This window comes from Microbacterium sp. (assembly GCF_047605725.1).
GTDB lineage: Bacteria > Actinomycetota > Actinomycetes > Actinomycetales > Microbacteriaceae > Microbacterium.
Window position 1 is genome coordinate 1 of sequence record NZ_JASGFE010000069.1, and the last position, 11300, is coordinate 11300.

The 11300-nt window shown below is 72.6% G+C and carries 9 protein-coding genes; 5 read left to right on the plus strand and 4 right to left on the minus strand.

The features are described from left to right. From QM641_RS12030 to QM641_RS12045, 4 genes are all read left to right on the plus strand, one after another. On the plus strand, positions 1 to 713 hold a 713-nt coding region (locus tag QM641_RS12030), incomplete at its 5' end, for a quinolinate synthase NadA (RefSeq protein WP_415116793.1). Next, positions 710 to 2530, plus strand: coding sequence for an L-aspartate oxidase (locus QM641_RS12035; RefSeq protein WP_415116795.1), 1821 nt, complete (start codon positions 710 to 712; stop codon positions 2528 to 2530). The genes QM641_RS12030 and QM641_RS12035, both read left to right, overlap by 4 nt. Further along, complete coding sequence (nadC, locus tag QM641_RS12040; protein WP_415116797.1) at positions 2524 to 3378, plus strand: carboxylating nicotinate-nucleotide diphosphorylase; 855 nt, start codon at positions 2524 to 2526, stop codon at positions 3376 to 3378. The genes QM641_RS12035 and nadC overlap by 7 nt, the downstream gene beginning before the upstream one ends. Before the next feature lies 1 nt (position 3379). Beyond that, entirely contained in the window at positions 3380 to 4510 is a 1131-nt protein-coding gene (locus QM641_RS12045; RefSeq protein ID WP_415116800.1) for a cysteine desulfurase family protein, read from the plus strand. A 54-nt stretch (positions 4511 to 4564) separates the two neighbouring features. Here QM641_RS12045 and QM641_RS12050 read toward each other — a convergent pair whose 3' ends face one another. Further along, positions 4565 to 6451 (minus strand): ABC transporter ATP-binding protein, encoded by a 1887-nt coding sequence (locus QM641_RS12050; protein WP_415116810.1) that lies wholly within the window; start codon positions 6449 to 6451, stop codon positions 4565 to 4567. A 122-nt stretch (positions 6452 to 6573) separates the two neighbouring features. Between QM641_RS12050 and QM641_RS12055 the strand changes: the two genes are divergently transcribed. Beyond that, positions 6574 to 8067: a DHA2 family efflux MFS transporter permease subunit gene (locus QM641_RS12055; protein ID WP_415116802.1), complete on the plus strand. Its 1494-nt coding sequence runs from the start codon at positions 6574 to 6576 to the stop codon at positions 8065 to 8067. A gap of 205 nt (positions 8068 to 8272) precedes the next feature. Here QM641_RS12055 and QM641_RS12060 read toward each other — a convergent pair whose 3' ends face one another. The 3 genes from QM641_RS12060 to QM641_RS12070 form a co-directional block, all read right to left on the minus strand. Beyond that, positions 8273 to 9028: an alpha/beta fold hydrolase gene (locus QM641_RS12060; RefSeq protein WP_415116804.1), complete on the minus strand. Its 756-nt coding sequence runs from the start codon at positions 9026 to 9028 to the stop codon at positions 8273 to 8275. A gap of 306 nt (positions 9029 to 9334) precedes the next feature. Next, positions 9335 to 10408 carry a redox-regulated ATPase YchF gene (gene ychF, locus QM641_RS12065; protein WP_415116806.1) on the minus strand — a complete coding sequence of 358 codons (1074 nt, stop codon included), beginning with the start codon at positions 10406 to 10408 and terminating at the stop codon, positions 9335 to 9337. A gap of 23 nt (positions 10409 to 10431) precedes the next feature. Beyond that, a complete protein-coding gene (locus QM641_RS12070; RefSeq protein ID WP_415116808.1) occupies positions 10432 to 11187 on the minus strand; it encodes a class I SAM-dependent methyltransferase in 756 nt (251 codons plus the stop codon). Positions 11188 to 11300: the final 113 nt, after the last annotated feature.

Consider the following 11300-nt stretch of genomic DNA (forward strand, 5'->3'; position numbering starts at 1 on the left):
TGCCGGTCGTGCCGGTGACCTACATGAACTCCTCCGCCGCGATCAAGGGCTTCGTGGGCCGTCACGGCGGCATTGTGTGCACGTCGTCGAACGCCCGCACGGTGCTGGAGTGGGCTTTCGCGCGCGGGCGCCGCGTGCTGTTCTTCCCCGACCAGCACCTCGGCCGCAACACCGCGAAGGCGATGGGCGTGGAGCTGGACCGGATGCCGATGTGGAACCCCCGGCATCCGCTCGGCGGCTCATCGACCGACCAGCTGCACGACGCGCGCGTGATCCTCTGGCACGGGTTCTGCTCGGTGCACCGCCGGTTCACGGTCGACCAGATCGACCGGGCCCGCGCCGCCCACCCCGGCGTGCGCGTCATCGTGCACCCGGAATGCCCGATGACGGTCGTCGACGCCGCCGACGAGTCGGGCTCGACCGACTACATCCGCAAGGCCATCGAGGCGGCGACAGAGCCCACCGTGTTCGCGATCGGCACCGAGATCAACCTCGTGCGGCGCCTGGCCGCCGAGCATCCGCAGCACGAGATCTTCTGCCTCGACCCGGTGGTGTGCCCCTGCTCGACCATGTACCGCATCCACCCCGGCTACCTCGCGTGGGTCCTGGAGGGGCTCGTGGCGGGCGAGGTGCGCAACCGCATCACGGTGCCCGTGTCGGTGGCCGAGCCCGCGCGCGTCGCCCTCGAGCGGATGCTGGCGGCCCGGCCATGACCGCCCCGCACGTGGTCGTGGTGGGCTCGGGCATCGCCGGGCTCACGGCGGCGCTGCACGCCGCGGCCTCCGGCTGCCGGGTGACCGTCGTGACGAAGGACGTGCTCGACCACGCCAACACGCGCTTCGCCCAGGGCGGCATCGCCGGGGTCATGTTCGACGACGACCGACTCGTCGACCACCTGCACGACACGATGACCGCGGGGGCGGGGCTCAGCGACCCGCTCGCCGTGCGCACGCTCGTGGCGGAGGGCCCGGCGCGCATCCGCGAGCTCGTCGAGCTCGGCGTGGGCTTCGACCGCGACGCCGGCGGCGCGTTCGTCAAGGGACTCGAGGCCGCGCACTCCTACCCGCGCATCCTGCACGCCGGCGGCGACGCGACCGGCACGGCCATCGAACGCGCCCTCGTGGAGCGCGTGCGGGCGAGCGCCGTGCGGGTCGTGGAGCATGCGTTCCTGGTCGACCTCGTCGTCGCGGGCCCGGTGCGGGTATCCGCTCCCGGTCTCGCCTCGGCATCCGCTCACGAACCTCGGAGAATCGCGCGAAGTTCGGAGGATTGCGCCGAAATCCTCCGAACTTCGTCTAACTCTCCGAAGTTGGTGAGCACCGAACCTCGGCCGGCGGGCGTCGAACGGTCCGACGCGGGCCCGGTGCGGGTCGTCGGGGTCGAGCTGCTCGTGGACGGCGAGCGGACGACGCTCGACGCGGATGCCGTCGTCCTCGCCACCGGCGGGGCCGGCCAGCTGTACGCCCACACGACGAACCCGCCGGTGGCCACCGGCGACGGCATCGCCGCGGCCCTGCGGGCCGGCGCCGCGGTCGCCGACCTGGAGTTCGTGCAGTTCCATCCCACCGTCCTCCCCGGCACCGACGCGTTCCTCGTGTCGGAGGCCGTGCGCGGCGAGGGCGCCGTGCTGATCGACGACGACGGGGCGCGGTTCGCGTTCGACGACCACCCCGACGGCGAGCTCGCCCCGCGCGACGTGCTCGCCCGCGCGATCGCGCGGCGCATGGCCGCGCAGGGGGGTCGGCCGGTACGGCTGGATGCCACGGGCCTTCGTGCCACGCCGGCCGAGACCTCGGCGTTCCTGGCCCGGCGCTTTCCGACGATCGACGCCGCGGTGCGCGCGCGGGGCCTGGACTGGGCCCGCGCGCCGGTGCCGGTCACCCCCGCCGCGCACTACCTGATGGGCGGCATCGCGACCGACCTCCACGGCCGGACGAGCGTTCCGGGGCTCTACGCGGTGGGCGAGGTCGCCCGCACGGGCGTGCACGGTGCGAACAGGCTCGCCTCCAACTCGCTGCTGGAGGGCGCCGTCTTCGGTGCGCGCGCCGGCGACGTGGTCGCCGGCGACGTCGCCTCCGCCCGTGCCGGCGCGCCGTGGCCGGTGGCGCCGTCGAACTCCGGCGCCGCCACCGGCGCGGGCGGCCGGCCGGAGCGGGCACCCGGGGACGAGCAAGGACCCGCCCGGGCCCCGCACCCGGAGCGCGGACAGGCACCAGAGCCGGCGCACGCGCCGCCCCTCGAACCGTTCTCCCGCGCGGCGCTGCAGCGCCTGATGTGGGACCGCGCCGGCCTGATCCGCGACGGGGCCGGACTGCGGCACGCGGCGGCGACGATCGCCGCCTGGCGCGCCGCCGAGCGGAACCCGGTCACGGTGGCCGAGCTCGAGGACGAGAACCTGCTGGAGGTGGCCGCCGCACTCGTGGCCGCGGCATCCGCCCGCACCGCCTCGATCGGCGCGCACTTCCGCAGCGACGACACCGCACAGGCGCACGCCGAGCGCGCGGACGAGCGAGAGGGAGCGCCATGCTGAGCACCGTCGTGATCGACCGTGTGGTCGCCGCCGCCCTGACCGAGGACGCGCCGTGGGGCGACCTCACGAGCGAGTACCTGATCCCGGAGAACGCCGTGGCGCACGCCGAGCTCGTCGCCCGCGAGAGCGGGGTGTTCAGCGGCGGCGACGTCTTCGCCGCCGCCTTCCGGCTCACCGATCCGCGCGTGGAGGTGCACCTGATCGCCCAGGACGGCGAGCTCTTCTCCCCCGGCACAGTGCTGGCCGCCGTGGCCGGCCCCGCCCGCTCGGTGCTGACGGCGGAGCGGATCGGGCTGAACTTCGCGCAGCGGATGTCGGGCATCGCGACCCTGACCAGTCTCTACGTCGCCGAGGTCGCACACACCGGCGCCCGCATCGCCGACACGCGCAAGACCACGCCGGGACTGCGCGCTTTCGAGCGGCACGCCGTGCGCTGCGGCGGCGGTCACAACCACCGCTGGTCGCTGTCGGATGCCGTCATGGTCAAGGACAACCACCTCGCCGTGCTCGCGCAGAAGGGCGTGTCGGTCACGGCGGCGCTGCAGGCCGCGATCGCACGTCTCCCCCACACGACCCACGTCGAGGTGGAGGTCGACCGCCTCGATCAGATCGAGGCGGTGCTGGCCGCCGGCATCGGCACCATCATGCTCGACAACTTCTCGCTCGAAGACCTGCGCGCAGGCGTCGCCCAGGTCGGCGGGAGGGCGATCGTCGAGGCCTCCGGCGGCGTCTCGCTGCAGACCGCGCGCGACATCGCCGAAACCGGCGTGGACGTGATCTCGGTGGGCGCGCTGACCCACTCCGCCCCGGCCGTCGACCTGGGCCTGGATCTGCGCCTGGAGGCCTGACGTGCGCTACCTCGACCACGCCGCGACGACCCCGGTGCGGCCCGAGGCCGTGCAGGCCATGCTGCCGTTCCTCGCCGAGCGGTTCGGCAACCCGTCGAGCCACCACACCGTCGGCGAGGCGGCCGCGGCCGCGCTCGAGGACGCGCGGCGGCGGGTCGCCCACGTGATCGGCATGCGCGCCGGCGACGTCGTGTTCACCTCCGGCGGGACGGAGTCGAACAATCTCGCCATCAAAGGCGTCGTGATCGCCGCGGCGCTGCGCCGGGGCGGACCAGGTCACCTCGTCACGACGCCGATCGAGCACGAGTCGGTGCTCGCGTCATGCGCGTACCTCGAACGCGTGCACGGTGTCGCGGTGACGCGGGTGGGCGTGGACGAGACCGGATCGGTCGACCCGGATGCCGTTTCCGCCGCCCTGCGCGAGGACACGGCTCTGGTCACCGTCGGCTACGCGAACAACGAGATCGGCACCGTGCAGGACGTCGCCGCGCTCGCCGCGGTGACCGGGTCGGTACCGCTGCACCTCGACGCCGTGCAGGCGGCCGGCTGGCTGCCGCTTTCGGGCACCGGCGCGGACGCCCTCTCGGTCGCCGGCCACAAGGTCGGCGCCCCGCCCGGAACCGGCGTGCTCGCCGTGCGCGGGCGGATCCCGCTGGAGCCGGTGCTGCACGGCGGCGGGCAGGAGCGCGGGCGCCGCAGCGGCACGCAGAACGTCGCCGGCGCGGTGGCCTTCGCCACCGCGCTGGAGCTGGCCGAGCGGGAACGGATCGAGGCGGCAGAGCGCGTCGCGCGGCTGCGCGACGCGTTCGTCGCGGGCGTGCTCGAACGGGTGCCGCAGGCCCGGCTCACCGGGCATCCGTCGCGGCGGCTCCCCGGCACCGCGAGCTTCACGTTCGCCGGCACCAGCGGTGAGGCCGTGCTCCTGGAGCTCGAGCGGCGGGGGCTCGTCTCCTCCAGCGGCTCGGCGTGCGCGGCCGGCAGCGACGAGCCGTCGCACGTGCTCGTCGCGATCGGCGTGGAGCCGGAGGTCGCCCGCACCGCCGTGCGCTTCACGTTCGGGCACGGCGCGCGCGAACCGGTCGACCCGGCGGCCGTCGCGGCGGCTGTCGCGGCGGTGCGCTCGGGCGCATGAGCACCCGAGCGCTCGCACGGCTCGCCGCCGCCCCGTGACGAGCCCGGCGCTCCCTCACCGCCGGGGGGAGCCCGGGGCGCGCTCCGGTTCGCCCGCAGCCAGTTGACGGCGCGCCAGAGCGGCGTACACCCCGTCGCGCGCGAGCAGCTCGGCGTGCGTGCCGGACTCCACGATGCGGCCGGCGTCGAGCACGTGAATGACATCGGCGCTCACGACCGTCGAGAGCCGGTGCGCGACCGACAGCGTCGTGCGGCCCTTCGCCACGGCATCCAGCGCTTCCTGCACGGCACGCTCCGAGACCGTGTCCAGCGCGGAGGTCGCCTCGTCCAGCAGCAGCACCGGCGGATCCTTCAGCAGCACGCGGGCGATGGCGATGCGCTGCTTCTCGCCCCCGGAGAGGCGGTGGCCGCGCTCGCCGACGACGGTGTCGTAGCCGTGCTCGAACCCCGTGATCACGTCGTGGATGCCGGCGGCCGTGCACGCCGCCGCCAGCTCGGCGTCGGTGGCGTCGGGCTTCGCGTAGCGCAGGTTCTCGCGGATCGTGTCGTGGAACAGATAGGTCTCCTGCGACACGATGCCGACCTCGTCGACGATCGACTCCTGGGTGAGCGTGCGCACGTCCGCGCCCGCGAACAGCACCGCCCCGCCGGCCGCCTCGTACAGCCGCGGCACGAGCGAGAGCACGGTGGTCTTGCCCGCGCCGGACGGGCCGACGAAGGCGACTCGGCTGCCGGGCTCGGCCACGAACGAGACGCCGTCGAGCGTCGCCGGGGTCTGAACCCCGGCATCCGGGTAACGGAACACGACATCGCGGAACTCGACGCGGCCGAGCGGACCGGGCGCCTGCGCGACCGGGATCGCACCGGGGGCGTCGGTGACCGCGGGCACGAGATCGAGGTACTCGAAGATGCGGGCGAACAGCGCGCGGGAGGTCTGCAGGTCGAGCGCGACCCGCATGAGCCCGGTGAGCGGCTGCAGCAGCCGTGCCTGCACGGTCGTGAACGCGACGATCGCGCCGGCGGTGATCGCGCCCGGCGTGCCGGTCATCAGCAGTCCCGCCACGAGGTAGACCACGACGGGGACGCTGGCCATGATCACGTGGACGACGGCGAGGAAGCCCTGGCCGCTCATCGCACGGCGCACCTGCAGCCGCACCTGGTTGCGGTTCTCGTCGCGGTAGCGGGCCGACTCGTGGCGCTGCCGGTTGAACGACTTCGAGAGCAGGATGCCGGACATGCTCAGCGTCTCCTGCGTGATCGTGGTCAGCTCGGACAGCGACTCCTGGGTCTGCGCGGCGATGCGCGCGCGCACCTGGCCGACCCGGCGCTGGACGACCACGAGGACCGGCAGCAGGACGACGGCCACGAGGGTGAGCCGCACGTCGATGAGCACCATCGCCACGAGCGAGGCGACCACCGTCACGACGTTGCCGAGGATGCTCGTGACGGTGTTGGTGAGCACCCCCGCCACCCCGCCGACGTCGTTCTGCAGGCGTGACTGGATGACGCCGGTCCTCGTGCGGGTGAAGAAGGCGAGCTCCATCGACTGAAGGTGCTCGAACAGCCGCACGCGCAGGTCTCCGGTCACGCTGTTTCCGACGGTGGAGGTCAGCCACGTCTGCACGAACCCGAGACCGGCCGACAGCAGGAACAGCGCGAGCATCACCAGCACGAGCTGCACGAGCAGCGGCACGTCGGGTGGCCCGCCGGGCCGGAAGAGCGCGTCGTCGAAGATGCGCTGCACGATCAGCGGCGGCACGACGGCGATCGCGGCGGAGACCACCACGATGAGCGCGGTCAGGGCGATCCGTCCCCGGTAGGGCCGGAAGAGCGCCACGACGCGCCGGCCCAGGTGGGCGATCTCGGGCGCCTGGGCGTTGGCCCGGCGCTGCGCCGCCTCGTCGACCCCACGGGTGCCCCGGCCGGCGGCGAAGCCGCCCATCATGCTCACGAGCGCCAGCCTAATCCGACGCCGGTCGGCGCGAGGTCGTCACCGGTTCGGGGAATGCCGGATCCGACGCGGCGGTTGACGTGGAGGTGCCGCGATCCGAGACGAGCCCCAGCGTGACCTCCACCGACCGCACGAGCGGGCGGCCGGGCGCGATCCTTCCTCCCGAGGAGACCCGGATCGTCTGGCTGCTGCTGGCGGCGGCGTTCGTGGCGATCCTCAACGAGACCACGATGGGCGTGGCCATCCCGCACCTGATGGGCGACCTCGGCATCACGGCGGTCGCCGCGCAGTGGCTGACCACGGCGTTCATGCTCACGATGGCCGTCGTCATCCCGGTGACCGGGTTTCTGCTGCGGCGCTTCACGACCCGCACGATGTTCGTCGCGGCGATGACCCTGTTCTCGCTCGGCACGCTCATCGCGCTGGTGGCCCCCGGCTTCGTCGTGCTGGTCGTCGCACGCGTCGTGCAGGCCTCGGGCACCGCGATCATGATGCCGCTGCTGATGACCACGCTGATGACGATCGTGCCGCCGCACTCGCGCGGGCGCATGATGGGCCGGGTCAGCATCGTGATGTCGCTGGCCCCCGCGATCGGACCGACGCTGGCCGGGTTCCTCCTCGACACGCTGAGCTGGCGCTGGATCTTCGGCGTCGTGCTGCCGATCGCCCTGGTGGCGCTCGCGGTCGGTGCCACGTGGATCCGCAACCTCGGCGAGACCACCCGCGCGCCCATCGATGCGCCGTCGGTCGTGCTGTCGGCGTTCGGGTTCGGCGGCCTGGTCTACGGGCTCAGTCAGATCGGCGGCGCGCAGCACCAGGGCGAGGCCGGCACGGCATCCGCGTCGCTCGCGACCACCTCGCTCGTCGTGCCGCTCGTGGTCGGCGTCGTCGCCCTGACGATCTTCGTGCTCCGCCAGCTGAAGCTGCAGAGGGTCGACGACGCGCTGCTGGATCTGCGCGTCTTCCGGTCGCGCAACTTCACGCTCGCGATCAGCCAGCTCTCGCTGCTGTCTGCGGCCTTCTTCGGCGTCATCACGGTGCTGCCGCTGTACCTGCAGAGCGTGCTCGGCGTCTCCTCGCTCGACACCGGTCTTGCCGTGCTTCCCGGCTCGCTCATCATGGGCCTGGCAGGTCCCCTCATCGGTCGTGTGTACGACGCGCGGGGCACCCGCACCCTGCTGGTGCCCGGCGCGGTCCTCGCGATCGGCGTGCTGTGGTGTTTCGCGCTGTTCTTCACCGCGACGACGCCGCTGTGGATCGTCGTGATCGCCCAGACCGTGCTCTCGCTGGGCCTCGCACTCTCGTTCACGCCGTTGTTCACGGCATCCCTCGCCTCGCTCGAGCCGCGGTTCTACTCGTACGGCTCGGCGATCGTCGGCACCGCTCAGCAGGTCGCGGGAGCGGCCGGCATCGCGGTGCTGTTCACCGTCATGTCCGCGGTGTCGACGACCGCCGCGGCGTCGGGAGCCTCGGACTCCGTCGCCGGTGCGGCCGGCGCGCACGCGGCGTTTCTGGTGGCGGCGATCATCGCACTGCCGATGCTGGTCGGCGCCGTGGTCATCCGCAAACCGGCGGACGCCGAGTTCGACGGACCGCCGGTGCACTGAGCGCCACAGGTCTCGGCGCGGAGCGGGTCGTCAGCTCGTGGAGCAGCAACCGCCGCCGCAGCACGAGGCACCGTCCTCGATGACCGCCAGGAGCGGCTTGTCGTCGGCGAGGGGCTGCGGGGCGGGGAGGTTCGAGGTGGCCATCCGTCCATCGTAGACCGGTCAGGGCAGGCCGTGCGGCGCCACCGGCACCGGCCGCGCGGGCTCAGTCCCAGTCGAGGTAGTCCTCGATGATCGCGGCGGTGTCGCCGGCGTGCGTCGCCGGGAACAGGTGCCCGCCGCCCTCGACGGCCACGACTGTCACGCGATCCGGTGCCGAAGCCCGGAGCCCCTCGCCGCGGTCGGACGGCGCGATCGGGTCCTGGTCGCCCTGGACGATCAGCACCGGAACCGTGGGGGCGAGCTGCGCCCACTCGGCTGCGGGCGTCGCCTCCAGCGCGGCGCTCTGCGCCGGCTCGAGCTCGGCCGTGCGCGCCCGGGCGATGAAGCGCCAGGCCAGCGCGGTGTCCTCGAAATCGCCGATGAGCCCGGTGACGGCATCCGGGATCTGGTCCTCGGGGACCGTGAGGAAGGCCGTGCCGCCCGCTGACGAACCGGCGGTCTCGACGGCGAGCAGCAGAACGCCGTTCACGCGGTCGAGGTGATCGAGCGCGACGGTCCGCGCGACGGCGCCCCCGAACGAGTGACCGCCGATCCAGGCGCTGCGCAGGCCCACGTGGTCCATGACGTCGACGACGTCCTGGGCGAGGTCGTGCATCGTCAGCTCTCCGCCGTCGGTGGCGGAGCGGCGGGAGCCGATCCGCACGACGTGGAATCCCTCGTCCGCGAGCATGTTGGCGAGGATCCCGAGATAGCTGATCTCCAGCCCGCGCCCGGGCAGCAGGACCAGTGCGGGGCCCTCGCCCTGGTCGACGTAGGGGACGGCGCGGCCGTCCGGTTCGAAGATCTGGCGCTCTGACACGGTGTCGGGGTTCCTCTCTGGGCACAGCGGTCGTCCCAGGGTAATCAGCGGATCTTGGCGATGCGAATCCTGCCGTCACACGTCGCTGTCGGGACCCGGTGGCCGGCTCCAGGCGTCCCGCGTACAGGGCGAACCGGCCCCGCCGACGCGATTCAGGCGCGAAACGGCCACTTCACCCTGTAAGCGGGACGCGATCGGCGCATGACCGGCGCACCGTCGCACGGACTCAGTCGCTGAGGACGTTCCTCGCCATCGCCATCGTCCGAGGCAGAGCCTCGACATCGATTGCCCTGTCGTCCCCTGCCGCTACACGTTGAAGCGGAACTCCACGACATCGCCGTCGCGCATGACGTAGTCCTTGCCCTCCAGGCGCGCCTTGCCGCGCGCCCGTGCCTCGACCACCGACCCCGCCGCGACGAGGTCCTCGAACGAGATGACCTCGGCCTTGATGAAGCCCTTCTCGAAGTCGGTGTGGATGACCCCCGCCGCCTGCGGCGCCTTCCAGCCCTTGCCGATCGTCCAGGCGCGCGCCTCCTTCGGACCCGCCGTGAGGTAGGTCTGCAGGCCCAGCGTGTCGAACCCGATGCGGGCGAGCTGGTCGAGCCCGGACTCGTCCTGGCCGGTCGAGGCGAGGAGCTCCGCGGCGTCCTCGGGGTCGAGGTCGATGAGCTCGGACTCGATCTTCGCGTCGAGGAACACGGCCTGTGCCGGCGCGACGAGGGCTGCGAGCTCGGCCTTGCGCGCGGCATCCGTCAGCACCGCCTCGTCGACGTTGAAGACGAAGATGAACGGCTTCGCGGTCAGAAGCCCCAGCTCCCGGATCGGCGCGAGGTCGATGCCGGATGCCGACAGCAGCACCCCCCGCTGCAGGGCGTCCTCGGCCTCCTTCGCCGTCTCCAGCACGGCCGGGTCGAGCTTGCGGCCGCGCACCTCCTTCTCGTACCGCACGATCGCCTTCTCGAGGGTCTGGAGGTCGGCCAGCTGCAGTTCGGCGTTGATGGTCTCCATGTCGTTCTGCGGATCGACCGCGCCGTCGACGTGCACGACATCGTCGTCGCTGAACCCGCGGACGACCTGCGCGATCGCGTCGGCCTCGCGGATGTTCGCGAGGAACTGGTTGCCCAGGCCCTCCCCCTCGCTCGCGCCGCGCACGATGCCGGCGATGTCGACGAACGAGACCGCAGCCGGCAGGATGCGCTCCGAGCCGAAGATCTCGGCGAGCTTCTGCAGGCGCGGATCGGGCAGGTTCACGACGCCGATATTGGGCTCGATCGTCGCGAACGGGTAGTTCGCCGCGAGCACCTGGTTCTTGGTCAGGGCGTTGAAGAGGGTCGACTTGCCGACGTTCGGGAGTCCGACGATTCCGATGGTGAGAGCCACGGGCATCCAGTCTAGATGCGCGCTCAGCGGCCCTTCCGCACGGCCCGGTAGGCATGCGTGACGTACGGCAGGTCGACGACGGCCTCGCCGACCGCGCCGATCTCGTCGAGCAGCGCCGCGAGGCCCGTCTCGATAGCAGCGCGCTCGTCGGGAGTCGCCGTGATGACATAGCTGCGCGACCGCGCCATGTCGAGCAGCATCGCCCTCGTCACCGGCCGCGTCCACTCCCAGGTGGCGTGCTCGAGCTCCCCGAAGGGCTCCTCGACCCGGGGACCCTCCTCCGCCATCAGCTGCTCGGCGCGACTGGTGTGCATGATCTCGGTGAGCCGATGCACCCACGGCACGCGCTCGTCGCGGAGGTTCCAGGCAAGCCCCAGCACCCCGCCGGGCCGCAGCACGCGCCCGACCTCGGCCGAGGCCGCGTCGGGATCGACCCAGTGCCAGGCCTGACCGAGCACGACGGCGTCGAGCGAGCCGTCCGCAAGCGGCAGCTGCTCGGCCGTGCCGATGAAGGTCGGGATGCCAGGCACGGCCTCTCGCAGCGCTGCGAGCATCGCGGCATCCGGGTCGATCGCCACCGTCTCCGCGCCGAGTGAGACGAGGGTGCGGGTCAGCTTGCCGGTCCCCGCTCCCACATCCGCGACGCGCGGCGGCTCGTCGCACCGCACGACCGGCTCGAGCATCCACGCCGTCGCCTCGGTCGGATAACCGGGGCGCCCCGACTCGTACGCGCCCGCCATGCGCCCGAACGACCTCGACATCTCGGAGCGGTCCGCCATGCGGCCAGCCTACGACCGCGCGTGCCGGTTCGCCTGGCGCATGCGGTCGCGAGACCGAGGGCGGCTTCAGGGGGCTATTGCAACACCGGGTGTGTGGAGGTTGTGGTGGGTCA